The 12,654-nt window shown below is 65.6% G+C and carries 15 protein-coding genes; 4 read left to right on the top strand and 11 right to left on the bottom strand.

The window, feature by feature from the left end; all coding sequences use genetic code 11:
* Position 1: 1 nt before the first annotated feature.
* From AC5Y3Z_RS13515 to AC5Y3Z_RS13480, 8 genes are all read right to left on the bottom strand, one after another.
* Complete coding sequence (locus tag AC5Y3Z_RS13515; protein ID WP_463827498.1) at positions 2 to 871, bottom strand: alpha/beta fold hydrolase; 870 nt, start codon at positions 869 to 871, stop codon at positions 2 to 4.
* Positions 872 to 888: 17 nt separating this feature from the next.
* Positions 889 to 1,299 (bottom strand): Rieske (2Fe-2S) protein, encoded by a 411-nt coding sequence (locus AC5Y3Z_RS13510; RefSeq protein WP_463827257.1) that lies wholly within the window; start codon positions 1,297 to 1,299, stop codon positions 889 to 891.
* A 1-nt stretch (position 1,300) separates the two neighbouring features.
* The gene (locus tag AC5Y3Z_RS13505; RefSeq protein WP_463827258.1) at positions 1,301 to 2,446 is read right to left on the bottom strand and encodes an amidohydrolase family protein; all 1,146 of its coding nucleotides are present in this window, start codon (positions 2,444 to 2,446) and stop codon (positions 1,301 to 1,303) included.
* Between the two features lie 26 nt (positions 2,447 to 2,472).
* Positions 2,473 to 3,570, bottom strand: a complete 1,098-nt coding sequence (locus tag AC5Y3Z_RS13500; RefSeq protein ID WP_463827499.1) for an amidohydrolase family protein — start codon at positions 3,568 to 3,570, stop codon at positions 2,473 to 2,475.
* 219 nt (positions 3,571 to 3,789) lie between these two features.
* A complete protein-coding gene (locus AC5Y3Z_RS13495; RefSeq protein ID WP_463827259.1) occupies positions 3,790 to 4,686 on the bottom strand; it encodes an NAD(P)-dependent oxidoreductase in 897 nt (298 codons plus the stop codon).
* Positions 4,683 to 5,063, bottom strand: coding sequence for a carboxymuconolactone decarboxylase family protein (locus AC5Y3Z_RS13490; protein WP_463827260.1), 381 nt, complete (start codon positions 5,061 to 5,063; stop codon positions 4,683 to 4,685). Before AC5Y3Z_RS13490 ends, AC5Y3Z_RS13495 begins: the two co-directional genes overlap by 4 nt.
* Before the next feature lie 98 nt (positions 5,064 to 5,161).
* A complete protein-coding gene (locus tag AC5Y3Z_RS13485) occupies positions 5,162 to 5,563 on the bottom strand; it encodes a DUF4189 domain-containing protein (protein ID WP_463827261.1) in 402 nt (133 codons plus the stop codon).
* Positions 5,564 to 5,714: 151 nt separating this feature from the next.
* Positions 5,715 to 6,851 carry a phosphotransferase gene (locus tag AC5Y3Z_RS13480; RefSeq protein ID WP_463827262.1) on the bottom strand — a complete coding sequence of 379 codons (1,137 nt, stop codon included), beginning with the start codon at positions 6,849 to 6,851 and terminating at the stop codon, positions 5,715 to 5,717.
* Between the two features lie 208 nt (positions 6,852 to 7,059).
* Here AC5Y3Z_RS13480 and AC5Y3Z_RS13475 point away from each other — a divergent pair, with 208 nt between their 5' ends.
* Genes AC5Y3Z_RS13475 through AC5Y3Z_RS13460 form a run of 4 tightly spaced genes read left to right on the top strand, consistent with a single transcriptional unit; the run spans position 7,060 to position 9,990 of the window.
* Complete coding sequence (locus AC5Y3Z_RS13475; protein ID WP_463827263.1) at positions 7,060 to 7,194, top strand: hypothetical protein; 135 nt, start codon at positions 7,060 to 7,062, stop codon at positions 7,192 to 7,194.
* On the top strand, positions 7,191 to 8,054 hold the full coding sequence (locus tag AC5Y3Z_RS13470) for an SDR family oxidoreductase (protein ID WP_473139698.1): 864 nt from the start codon (positions 7,191 to 7,193) through the stop codon (positions 8,052 to 8,054). Before AC5Y3Z_RS13475 ends, AC5Y3Z_RS13470 begins: the two co-directional genes overlap by 4 nt.
* A gap of 29 nt (positions 8,055 to 8,083) precedes the next feature.
* Entirely contained in the window at positions 8,084 to 8,695 is a 612-nt protein-coding gene (locus AC5Y3Z_RS13465) for a nitroreductase family protein (RefSeq protein WP_463827500.1), read from the top strand.
* A 26-nt stretch (positions 8,696 to 8,721) separates the two neighbouring features.
* Positions 8,722 to 9,990: an amidohydrolase family protein gene (locus tag AC5Y3Z_RS13460; protein WP_463827264.1), complete on the top strand. Its 1,269-nt coding sequence runs from the start codon at positions 8,722 to 8,724 to the stop codon at positions 9,988 to 9,990.
* Here the strand turns inward: AC5Y3Z_RS13460 and AC5Y3Z_RS13455 are convergent.
* From AC5Y3Z_RS13455 to AC5Y3Z_RS13445, 3 genes are read right to left on the bottom strand one after another with little or no spacing between them, the layout of a single operon-like run.
* On the bottom strand, positions 9,984 to 10,991 hold the full coding sequence (locus AC5Y3Z_RS13455; protein ID WP_463827265.1) for an NAD-dependent epimerase/dehydratase family protein: 1,008 nt from the start codon (positions 10,989 to 10,991) through the stop codon (positions 9,984 to 9,986). The genes AC5Y3Z_RS13460 and AC5Y3Z_RS13455 overlap by 7 nt on opposite strands.
* Positions 10,988 to 12,088, bottom strand: a complete 1,101-nt coding sequence (locus tag AC5Y3Z_RS13450) for an NAD-dependent epimerase/dehydratase family protein (protein WP_463827266.1) — start codon at positions 12,086 to 12,088, stop codon at positions 10,988 to 10,990. Before AC5Y3Z_RS13450 ends, AC5Y3Z_RS13455 begins: the two co-directional genes overlap by 4 nt.
* Entirely contained in the window at positions 12,085 to 12,579 is a 495-nt protein-coding gene (locus tag AC5Y3Z_RS13445) for a nuclear transport factor 2 family protein (protein WP_463827267.1), read from the bottom strand. The genes AC5Y3Z_RS13450 and AC5Y3Z_RS13445 overlap by 4 nt, the downstream gene beginning before the upstream one ends.
* Between the last annotated feature and the right edge of the window lie 75 nt (positions 12,580 to 12,654).

Below are 12,654 nucleotides of genomic sequence, written 5' to 3'. Positions count from 1 at the left end.
CTCATGTGCTGCCCAGGAATTCGAGGATGGGCGGCGCAGCCAGCACCCAGGTGTCGAACATGTTGAAATGCGTAACCCGGCCTGCCGCACGGTCTTCGGAGGCGCGCTCCCAGGCGTCCTCCGGCCACGGCGGGTCGATCAGTTTGGATCCCTTGATCAGGCAGCTGACTTCCAGCGACGTGCGCTTGGGATGATCCAGGTCGTTCTCGCCACCGCGGATGATCAGGGTGGGGACCTTGATCCGGTCGAACATTTCGTCCTCGACACCGGGAATCGTCTGCCCCGGCTTGGAGACGAAAGCATTGAGCCAGCGCAGCTGGATCTTGAGGAACTCGTCTTTGTCGAAGTCGAGGAACCGCTGTTTGTTGGCCGGGTTCTCCGCGATCCGGTCGCGCCACTCCTGAACTCTCACGACGCCGTCCATGCCGGTGCCGCGCACTGCCAGGATGCTCGGCACGATGTAGAAAGACCCCAGCACGAAGGTGCCGTACACGCCGCCGACGATGTTCCACACCACGAGCTTGGTCACCATCTCCGGATAGAGCATGGTGGTGAGCATGGAATCCCTTGCGCCGCCGGACCCCCCGGCCAGGATGCACTGCTCGAAACCCAGCCCGGTCACCAGCTTGTGCAGGGTTTCGGCGCGCATGTGCGATTCGCTCTGCCCGTAGAACTGCACATCGGAGGCGCCGCAATTCGGTCGGTCCCACAGCAGCACGCGGTAACCGCCGTCGGCCAGTGCGTCGGCCAGCGGACGCAGGCCCTCGATCTCCTTGCTGAACCGCCCCCCCGGGGTCAGCGCGATGAGATCGCCGGTGTCACCGAGGATTTCGTAGACTACGTTTCCGCCGTTGACCTCGATCGTCGACACCTGGTTCTCCCGCGTCGTCACGCCATCACCAACACGTCGTTGCCGATCACGCGGACCGGGTAAGTGCGGATACTCCATTCCGGTTTGACCGCGGTGGTACCCGTCGCGAGTTCGAAACCCCACTGGTGCCAAGGGCAGTAGATGTACTCCAGATCCCGCACCATGACTGCGTCACCGGGCGCGGTCTCGTCGACGACGGTGCGTCCCCGCGCCCGCCCCGAGCACAGCGGACCACCTTGGTGCGGACAGTAGTTCGCAATGGCGTAAAAGGTGCCGTTGACGTTGTAGACACCCACGCCGTGACGCCCGATCGGCACCAGTTTGTGGGTGCCGGGCGGGATCTCGTCGACGGTGGCCACCACGTGTTCACGGCCCTGGGCGAGGCGGGGCGGGGGCAAGGTGTGCGCCCCCCTTTCGTCCGGTGTCAATTCAGAGCACCCGGATTTGACCCTCGAGCACCGGAACGGTCTCGGGGAGGTGGTATGTCGCGATGCCGTTCTTGTACATCACCGCGTCGCGAGCCGCCTTGGGCAGGTGCTTGACCAACCAGCGTGGGTCATCGAACGTCCAATGCGGGTAGTCCGAGGAGAACAGCAGAATTTTCTCGCACTCCATCCACTCCAGTGCACGGGTCAGCTCCGTCTTGTCCTCCGGGTAGTCCAGCGGCTGAGTGGTGAATTTGATGTGTTCCTTGACGTATTCGGACGGCTTGCGCTTGATGTCCAGCCACGACTTGCGCGCTTCGTAGATGGAGTCCATCCGCCACATCAGGGGCAGGATCCAGCTGAACGCGTGCTCGACGAAGACGATCCGCAGGGTCGGGAACCGGTCGAAGACCCCGTCGAAGATCAGGCTCATCACCTGGTTGGCGGCCAGCAGCGAATAGGTGACCATGAAGTCGTGGTTGTAGCTGGGGTAGCCCACCGGCGGCGTCGGCAGCTCCTCGTAGTGGCTGCGGGACAGGTGACAGCTCACCGTGATGTCGTGCTTGGTGGCGGCGGCCCAGATCGGGTCGTATTTCGGATGGCCCCACGACGGGCGCGGCTCGGCCTTGATCAGGATCTGGGCCATGTAGGGGTGCCCGGCCCAGCGTTCGATTTCACGCACTGAGGCGTCCGGGTCTTCGATGGCGGCGCAGATGGAGCCGCGCCACCGCTGGTGCCAGTTATTGTGGCTGTCCAGCCAGTGGTTGGCCTGCCAGTCGTTCAACGCCACCGACATCGCGTGCTGCGCTTCGTGAATGCGGGCCGGATACGCGGCTGGCTCCAGGATCGCGATGTCGGAACCGGCCTCCATGATCAGCTGCCGGAACGCCAGATCCGGGTCGCTGCAGGGGAACTCGCCGTTGGTGGGGAAGGAGTCCACGCGCATCGCATAGCTGTGTGCGTAGTCCGGGGCGTCGTAGTAGATCTGCTCGCCGACGTTGCGCGTCAGGAAGTACTTGCTGCGCCAGGGCTCCGGGATGTAGGGGACCAGCTCACCCCGTTTGGGTGCCGGGTGGACATCGGAGTCGACGCATCGGACGGCTATGCGCTCGGCGGGCGGCACCCGCTGCTGCGAATGGGTCAGGGTCATCTGAATCTCCTCGGTCTCCCTGGCATCTACTGTGCGCCCACCCCGGCCGGGATGTCTATGCCGTACAGCTGTGCCGCGTTGCGCCAACACACTTTGTCGCGCTGTTCGGCGGATAGTGCCCGGGGCAGTGTGCGAATGTCGCCGCATTGCCAGTGCGGATAGCTGGAGCCGAACATCACCATGTCGTCCTTGCCGGTGAAGCCGAACCATTCACCGGCGAATTCGACGTCGCCGGGTCCGTCCAACGCGCCCTGAACGAAGAACACATGGCCGGGCAGGTAGTCGCTCGGCATCCGCGGCGCCCAGGGCGTCTGCTCCAGGTGCGGGCGGCCGAAGGTGTCCATCCGCCACATGAACGGCGTGACGAAGTCGGCGGCCCCGTCGGCGAAGACGAATTTGAGCGTCGGGTACCGCTCGAAAACGCCCTCGGCGATCATGTTCATCAGGTGGTAGAGGTAGTTCAGCGCCATGAAGCTGACGTACTGCTCGTAGGTGCGGGTGTTGCCCGACGGGGTCGGGGCGAAGCCGATGCCCGAGCCGGACTCGATGTGCACCGCGACCGGAAGGTCGGCTTCGACGGCGGCCTCCCACAGCGGCCAGAACTGTGGTTTGCCATAGACCTCGCGAGACTGCAGCGGCACACCGAGCTGCACCACCCGAGGGTGGTCGCGGTACTTCTCGACCTCGCGCAGCGCGCCGGCGACGTCGTCCGGATTGATCCGGAGGGTGCCCCGGAACCGATCGCCGTACTCGTCATGGTCCAGCCAGCGCGATACCATCATTTCGTTGTGCGCGGCGTGGAGCGCGCTGCCCAGGTGCCGGTCCGGCATGATCCCACGGCCCATCGGATGCAGGATCGCCACATCCACTCCGCGCTTGGCGAACAACTCCTCGGCGACGAATTCCGGATCCGAGCCCGGGTAGCTGCGACCCCGCTCCGGTCCCTTGGTGTCGGGCGCATACTCCCCGCCCGGTGCGCCGTACCAGTCGTTCTCGTAGTCGGGAAAGCCGCGGCTCTTGAACGGTTCGCGCAAGAAGTTGCGCAGGTCGGTGTTCGAGGGGAAGAAGATGTGGACGCTGGCGTCGATGAGCGGCGTGCGCACCCCGTCGTTGTGTTCGATCACATCAGCCACCCTCCGGCTCCGGCGGTCTGGGCGGTCGTGGCCGGGCCATCTGATAGACAACCTAACATTTTGCCTCGCTATCCCTCAACGGATTGCCGGTAAGCAGCTCGGTTACTCATCCGACCAGGTAGCAGTATCTTTTTCTAGCTTGTTGCAAGTGCAGTTCTTAGATGTGGATAATAACATTCTCCGCGTTGAATGTAACTTCTGCTGCGGTGTTCACCTCGCGTCGGCAGGTCCGACGGTGACGCCGGCCTGGGCTTCGAACGGCTTGATCACCTCGGTGAAGTCGGAGTTGGGTCCCTGATGCTGCGCGACCACCTCCCAGAGTCGTCCGACGGTGTCGGCGAGTTCGGTCGGCACCCCCAGGGCGTGGGCCTCCTCGAGGTAGAGTCGCACGTCCTTGACCATCAGTCCGGTGGCGAAGCCGTAGTCGAAGGTGCGGGGCAGGATGGCTCGCGGAAACTTGTCCCGGCTGGCACTGGTGGCCCCCGAGCCGGCGTTGAGCACCTCGAGCAGGACGGCCGGATCCAGACCTGCCTTGACGCCCATCACCGCGACCTCAGCCGTGGCGACGAGCACGTTGGCCGCCAGGATGTTGTTCGCCAGCTTCATGGTCTGCCCGGAACCGGGCCGGTCGCCCACGTAAAAGGGACGGCCGAACGTCTCCAGGATTGCGTGGACGGCGTCGTACTCGGCACGGGGGCCGGCGACCATCAAGGCCAGTGCGCCGCGTTCGGCGCCGCCGACGCCACCGCTGACCGGGCTGTCCATCGCGACGATGCCGCGCCGGGCCAGCAGTGTGTGGATCTGCCCGGCGGTCCGGCTGCCGACGGTGGACAGGTCGACGTAGCGCCGAACCCGCGAGCCGTCGATCACGCCGTCCGGCTCGGTTGCCACCGCGAGCGAGACGGCCGGCGTCGGCAGGCTGGCCAGCACGGTCTCGGCACCGTCGGCGACTGCCCGCGGTGACGACGCCGGGTGGGCGCCCAGGGCGGTGACGCGGTCCAGGGCCGCCGTGCTTTTGTCGTAGGCGATGACATGATGACCCGCTGCGATGAGCCGGCGTGCCATGGGGAAACCCATGTGCCCCAACCCGATAAAGCCGATGTTCACGCGTTGTCCAGCTCGTCGAAGATCTCGGCGGCGGCCCGGAAGCTGTCGACCGCGGCGGGCATCCCGGCGTAGACAGCGACCTGCAGGAACACCTCGCGGATCTCCTCGCGCGTGACGCCGTTGGTCAGTGCGGCCCGGATGTGGGTGCGAAGTTCGTGGGGCCGGTTGAGCACCGACGTCATGGCCAGGTTGAGCATGCTGCGGGTTTTGCGGGTCAGGCCGTCCCGACCCCATACCGCGCCCCAGCAGTATTCGGTGACGAGATCCTGCAGCGGCCCGGTGAACTCGTCGGCCCCGGCGATTGCCTGATCGACGTAGGCCTTGCCCAGTACCTCCGAGCGGATCTGCCGCCCCCGCTGATATGTTTCGCTGTCCAACGCCCGGCTCCTCTGCGACTAGGGTCAGTCAGGAGTGTAGGGCCACGGTCGATGGCTGCTCGATTCGCTTGCCGGACGGCCGAATTGGACCGGCTGGGTCAGTTACAGGCCCAGTCGACGGGCCACCCGCCGGCGAGGTTGCTCATGGCGTGCAACTCGGCAGCCCGGCGCGTATGTCCGAACCCGCCGTGGTAGCTGGCACCGTCGTGCACGACCGCACCGCAGTGGGTGAAGGTGCTGACCACGGCACACCCGGGGGCACCGCAGCGCGACAGCGCGAGTTGCTCGGCTCCCAGCTTGCTGACATGGCGGCGTGCCTTGCCGGAGGTCCCGTCGGGCGCGTAGGCGATGGCGCCATAACGGGTCAGAAGTGGCGGCAGGTTCTCGGGCATCGCGTTGTCGGATGCGCGTGCGTGAGCCGGCTGGACCAGTGAAAACAGCATTGCGGCGGCGGCTACCAGGCTTGCGAGCGCGACGCGACGCCGTTGTCGTGTCGTCATTGTGCTTTTCCTTCCTCGATTCGTGGTGAGCAGACGTCGGTTCGGCGAACGCTACCGCTCGCCGTGTGAGCACATGTTCACATGCCGGAAACATGCAACCTCTACTATACCCACTTTTGCCGCCCCCGAAGCAGGCCCGGTGCACCGGCTGCTACATCGAATCTTTCAGCGCAGCAACGGTTTCCAGGTCGTCCAGCGCGGTGACACCGCGCCGCAGTCCCGCCATGGCGATGTCCTCGACCTGCATGCCGCCCATCCCGGCGGTGATGAGGGCAGCCACATAGGCATACGACGCGCTCTGGCGGAAGCGCAGCCAGAGGTCGTCGCGGTCCAGCTCGGGCCCACCCGCAGCAGCCAAAGCGCGGCGGTAATCGTCGAGCAGTTCGCGCTGGGCGGCGATTCGATCCGTCAGCGTCAGGCTGGTGACCAGCGTGTAGGCCAACTCTCGGGACGGATGGCCGCGACGCACCGCCTGCCAGTCCAGCAGCCCGGCCGCACCGTCGCGGAAGTACACATTGCCCGGGTGCGCATCGCCGTGCATGACGGTGTGCGGAGCAGCGTCGATGATCGCCGCGACGGCACGGTAGTTGTCGGCGATGAAGCGGCCGTTCTGCACCGCAATGTTGGTGCGCTCGGCGAGCCGCTTGATCGAGGTGTGCATCAGTGGGCCGGTCAGCAGGGATGTGACGTCTCCCGACGGCGTGTAGAGCCATCCCAGCGGTCCGCGGTCGTCACCCGGCAGTCGGCCCCAGAATGTCGCGTGCAGCGTGGCCAGGAGTTCGACGAGCAGGCTCGCCTGATCGACGGACAGGGGATTCAGCGTGTCGGGGAACTCGCAGGATCCGGCCGGCAGATCCTCCAACACCAGCAGGTACCGGCCGGTCCAGGGGTCGAACGCGGTGCCGTAACACTGCGGGACGCCGGTGAGCTCCGGGGCGAGCCGGCGGTAGAAGCGCACCTCAGTGTGCCCGAGGCGGCCCAGTTCGCCCATCAACCGGGTCGCGGCGCTCTGTGCCGTCAGCTTGACGAACACCGATTCCGGGACGGCGTCCCCGGTCAGGGCCAGTCGCGCCCGCGACGATGTGCCGGCGTGACCGTCGAGCAGGCTGACCGTGCCGATGCTGGTGCCCATAACGGACGAGAGGACACCCGCGTCGATCTGATCGGCCGCCCGCGGTAGGCCGGCGCGGCGGCCGACGAGCGCATCCGCGGCGACCCGACCGACTCCGCGGCCCAGGTGGCCGACCAAGCCGGCCATCAACACCGCCTGTGGCACAGGGTTTTTCATGTCAATCCGTTCTGATGTGACCTGGGCGGGCTGCGACCGTCCCGGCATAGCGAAAATAGCCGACCGCCCGGTACTGCCACGCGAGGATCGCATCCCACAGATCCGAACGGCCGACCGCTGACTTTACAGATTTGCCCGAAACTGTCACGCTGTAGCCGCCGGGTTCCACCCTGCGGGGGATCACAGAGAAGGCGCGAAGGATGATGCGGTGACCACGTCTCAAGTGTTGTTCGACGAGGCTCCGGCGTATTACAGCGAGCACTACGACTGCGATGCGCTGAGCCGGCACGAGGACGTCGCCGCGGCGTTCACCGCGCAGGAAGGCGAGGGGGTGCATCGATGAGCGCACCCGACCGCCCGCTGGCGGGTCGTACCGCGGTCATCTCCGGCGCAAGCCGTGGCATCGGCTTGGCCATCGGCCTCGGGCTGGGCCGGCTCGGGGCCAACGTGGCGTTGCTGGCCAAGACGGCCGAACCGCACCCCAAGTTGCCGGGCACCGTTTACTCCGCGGCGTCGGAGATCGAAGCGGTCGGCGGTAAGGCGATAGCCGTGGTGGGAGATGTCCGCAGCGAAACGGATGTCCAGCACGCCGTCGACACGGCCGTCGAGACCTTCGGTGGCATCGACATCTGCGTCAACAACGCCAGCGCAATCGCCACCGAGGCCACCGAACTGCTGTCGGTGAAGAAGTTCGACCTGATGCAGGACATCAACATCCGCGGCACATTCCTGTTGACCAAGGCCGGCCTGCCCCAGCTGCGGCGGTCACCGAACCCGCACGTGCTCACCATCGCTCCGCCGCTGAACCTGAGCCCACGCTGGTTGGGTGCGCACCCGTCCTACACGTTGTCCAAGTACGGCATGACCTTGCTGTCGCTGGGCTGGGCCGCCGAATATGCCGCTGACGGAATAGCTTTCAACTGCCTGTGGCCCGAGACCTACATTGCGACCGCCGCGGTGGCCAATTCGCCCGACGCCGAGTCGCAACTCGCCCGGTCACGTGACCCGGCGATCATGGCTGACGCGGCGGTCGAGATCGTGCAACGTCCGGCCAGGACCTACACCGGTGGGTGTCTGATCGATGCTGACGTGCTGCGGGCGTCGGGCAGATCCGACCTGCGCCGGTACGGTGGCGGCCCAGACCTGATCCTCGACCTGTTCCTCGACGAGCCCGCGGGCGACGCCGGCGAAGGCACGTCGTGACAGGAGCATGTGACGACATCTGGACGGTGATGTCGACCGCTCGCACCATCCGCCGGTTCACTGACCGGCCTGTCGACGATGCCACGTTGAAGCGGTGTCTGGAAGCCGCCCAGTGGGCACCCTCGGGTGCCAACGCGCAGGGCTGGCGCTTCGTCGTACTGCGCTCACCGGAGTTACGTGCAGTCGTGGCTGAGGCTGCGGCACAAGCACTTCGGGTGATCGAGCCGGTCTACGGCATGAGCCGGCCGGCCGGCGACGACCACACCCCGAAGGCTCGCACCAATCGGGCCACCTACGAGTTGCACGACCGGGCAGGCGAATTCACCTCCGTCCTGTTCACGCAGGTCCACTATCCGACGGCATCGGAACTCCTGCTCGGTGGTTCGATCTTCCCGGCCATGCAGAACTTTCTGCTGGCCGCCCGTGCCCAGGGACTCGGCGCCTGCATGACCAGCTGGGCGTCTTACGGTGGTGAGCGGTTGCTGCGCGACGCCGTCGGGGTACCCGATGACTGGATGCTGGCCGGGCACATCGTCATCGGCTGGCCGCTAGGCAGACACGGGCCGGTGCGGCGCCGGCCGTTGTCCGAAGCGGTCAACCTCGACCACTGGGACGGTCCGGCCGGCCAACTACTGGACTGACCGGTCTACATGAAGGAGACCTCCGCATGAATATCGACGACATGATTCTGGTGAGCATCGACGATCACGTCGTCGAACCACCTGACATGTTCCTGCGCCATGTGCCGGCCAAGTACAAGCCGGAGGCGCCGATCGTGGTCACCGACGACAAGGGTGTCGATCAGTGGATGTACCAGGGCAGGCCGCAGGGCGTGAGCGGACTCAATGCGGTGGTGTCCTGGCCTGCCGAAGAGTGGGGTCGCGACCCGGCGGGATTCGCCGAGATGCGGCCGGGCGTGTACGACGTGCACGAGCGGGTGCGCGACATGGATCGCAACGGAATCCTTGCCTCGATGTGCTTTCCGACCTTCACCGGCTTCTCGGCACGCCACCTCAACATGCACCGCGAGGAAGCCACCCTGGTGATGGTGTCGGCCTACAACGACTGGCACATCGACGAGTGGGCCGGGTCCTATCCGGATCGGTTCATTCCGATCGCCATTCTGCCCACCTGGAATGTCGAAGCGATGTGCGCCGAAATCCGTCGGGTGGCCGCCAAGGGTTGCCGCGCGGTCACGATGCCGGAATTGCCACACCTGGAAGGACTGCCCAGCTACCACGACGAGCAGTACTGGGGCCCGGTCTTCACGACGCTGTCCGAGGAGAACGTGGTGATGTGCCTGCACATCGGTACCGGCTTCGGGGCGATCAGCATGGCGCCCAACGCACCGATTGACAACCTCATCATCCTGGCCACCCAGATTTCGGCGATGTGCGCCCAGGACCTGCTGTGGGGACCGGCGATGCGCAACTACCCCGACTTGAAGTTCGCCTTCTCCGAAGGTGGAATCGGTTGGATCCCCTTCTATCTGGACCGCAGCGACCGCCATTACACCAATCAGAAATGGCTACGCCGCGATTTCGGTGACAAGCTGCCCAGCGACGTGTTCCGCGAGCACTCGCTGGCCTGTTACGTCACCGACAAGACGTCGCTGAAGCTGCGCCACGAGATCGGAATCGACATCATCGCCTGGGAGTGCGACTACCCGCATTCGGACTGCTTTTGGCCCGATGCCCCGGAGCAGGTGCTGGCCGAGCTCGAGGCCGCCGGTGCCGACGATGCCGACATCGACAAGATCACCTGGCAGAACTCCTGCCGGTTCTTCGGCTGGGATCCGTTCGCCCGCCGGCCGAAGGCTCAGGCCACGGTGGGTGCACTGCGTGCCGGTGCCGCCGATGTGGACGTGGCGATCCGGCCGCGGGCCGAGTGGGCGCGACGCTACGAGGAAAAACTCGCGCAGTCCGCGCTTCAGTGAGGCGAAGTGCCCGCACCTGCTGACTGTGCAACGAACCATCGCGCGGCTTCGGCGATCGAGTCTTCGACCGGCTGTGGCTGCCAACCCAACTCACGCTCGGCCTTGCTGTGGTCCAGCGGCGACATCAGCTCCGCCATCCGGGCACCGACGTAGGCGAACGGCAGGTCGCGGTTCAGCAGCCGGGCGGCCAGGTCGTTGATGCGGGAGGTGACGCGCAGGACCGGCATCGGTATCGGAATGCGCGGTGGGCGCCGACCCACCGCGCGGGCCGCGATCGCGTGCAGCTCCCTGGTGCTGATATAGCGGTCGGAGATGATGTAGCGCTCCCCGTTTCGGCCCTTGTCGGCGGCGAGAAGCATTGCGCGAGCGGCATCTTCGATGCCGACGACCTCCAGTGAGAAGCCCATGTAGAACGGGAGCTGTCCGGCGGCCACCCGGGCGATAGCCCCACCGTGCGGGGTGGGTGCCCAGTCGCGCGGTCCGTAGGTGGTCGAGATGCACATGGCGACGGCCGGCAATCCGCGCTCGCGGGCGTACTTCAAGACCAGATCCTCGGCGGCGATCCGGGATTCGATGTACGCGCCACCGTCAGTCCAGTTGTGCGGGTCCGCCTCGGTGACCAGGCGGTGATCGTTGATCGCCAGTGTCCCGGTGCTGCTGGTGAAGACGAACTTTCGCAGATCGGCGGCCACGGCGGCGTCGAGCACGTGCTGCAGGCCCTCGACATTGGTGCGGAACAACGGCGCGGTGTCACGCAGCCACATGCGCGCGTCGACCACGCAGTAATACACCACATCGCACCCGGCCATGGCCGTCCGCAGCGCGTCGTCGTCGAAGACGTCACCGTAGCAGCGTTCCACCGGGAGATCGTCGATACCCTTGGTAGAACTGGTTTTCCGCAGCATGACCCGCACATCCTCGCCGGCCTGCACGAGCTGACGGGTGACATGCGAGCCCAAAAAGCCACTGGCGCCGATGACCAGTTTCTTGGTCCCGGTCATGATGCGCCCGCCAGTGCGCCGGGTCCGTACTTGGCGCCGATCATCGTCCATGGGTCGGCGTACGGCCCGCGGTGCTCACGCCTGTCCAGCACTGCGAAAAACACGCGCAAGGCAGGGCGCACCACCGGGCCGATCAATTTCAGCAGCACTCGGCGCCGACCCATCGATTCGGCGACATAGGCCACGGTCTGCGACCAGTCGTGTTCCTGAAACTCGAGCAGCCCTTGAGATTCCGTGGTATCGAACCACCCGGTGAAGCCCCAACCACGATCGTCGTCCGGATCGCCGGGCAGGCCGGTGGATTGGCCCAGCCGGCCGATGCCGACCGCGGCCATGATGTCGTCCTGCAGCTCGCTCATCAGCTGGACGCAGCTTTCGTTGCCGGCGATCAGCAGTACCTTGCCGTCGACGGCCTCGCGTCGGTCCACGGCATTGGCGAAGGCCAGTGCGACGTCGCGAGCATCGGTGGCGTGCATGCGGTTATCGACGGGTGTGGAACGGACCAACACCAGGTAGTCACCGTCGAAGCTGGCGGCGCCGTCCGGTGAGACGATTGCCGCCAGCCGCAGGATCGTATAGGGCAGAACGCTTTCGGTGATGACGGCTTCGGCCAGAACTTTGTCTTCGCCGTACTGGTCGATCGGATTGACCGGGGTGTCGGCGGTGATCCGCTCGGGCTGCCGATTCGGGTTGCGGGAGCCGTACACCGCTGCGCTGGAGGCGAATACGAACAGCGGTGGGTCGTCCAGGGCCTGTGCGGCGGTCACCAGGTTGCGGGTGCCGCCCACGTTGACCTTGCGGGCCAGTGCGGGATTCCGGTACGAGGGCGGCGCGACGACGGCCGCGAGGTGCACGATCGCGCCAGGTTGATGGCGGCCCAGCACGGCGGCCACGGCGGCGGCGTCGGTGAGATCGGTGTGTTCGGTGATCAACGTTCCGGGATGTCCGGCCGCACCGAGAGACGCAGCGATCGCCGTCGAATTGTCATTGGCCAGATCGACTGCGATCACCGTGCGACCACGGCGTAGCAGGATCTCACAACAGCGTCGACCGACCTGGCCGAAAGCGCCTGTGACAAGCACTGTTTGACTGCTCATCGCTCGAACCTCCGGGCCAGGGCTGCCGCGCTGTCCCGCAGTCGGGGCGAGATCCGCACGGAGAACAGGGGATTGAACACATCCTCACGCAACCGGGTGAGTGTCGAGGTCTTGATCAGCCAGCCGTGATCGGACTTCTCGTACGTTTCGTGGTAGTGACCGAAACCGTTGAGGTTGACACTCGGGCGGAGCCGGACCACATCCTGCAGGGCCCACACGCCGGTGGCCGACGTCGCCGTCCGCAGTTCGACTTCGGGGGCATGAACTTGGTGCACGGTGGGATTGGTGCCCAACATGGCACGGACGTAGGAGACGAACTCGTCGGCTCCGGTAATCAGCTTTCCACCCGACGGCGAGGTGTCGCTGACGAAGTCGTCGGCGAATAACGTGCGCCAGTCGTCCCAGCGCTTGGTGTCCAGATAACGGCAGTATCGGGCCTTGAGCTGCTTGATCGCCTCGATCTCCAGCAGCACGGCGGCGGTGTCCAGCATCCGGGCCCTTCCGTAAGTCGTAACCGATTTTGAGATTACTACTTCCATCAAAGAGAATGTTATTCTCGCTAGATA

Source organism: Mycobacterium sp. NGS61 (assembly GCF_059812325.1).
The sequence above is the reverse complement of the archived record's forward strand: the minus strand, read 5'-3'. Positions and strand labels throughout refer to the sequence as shown.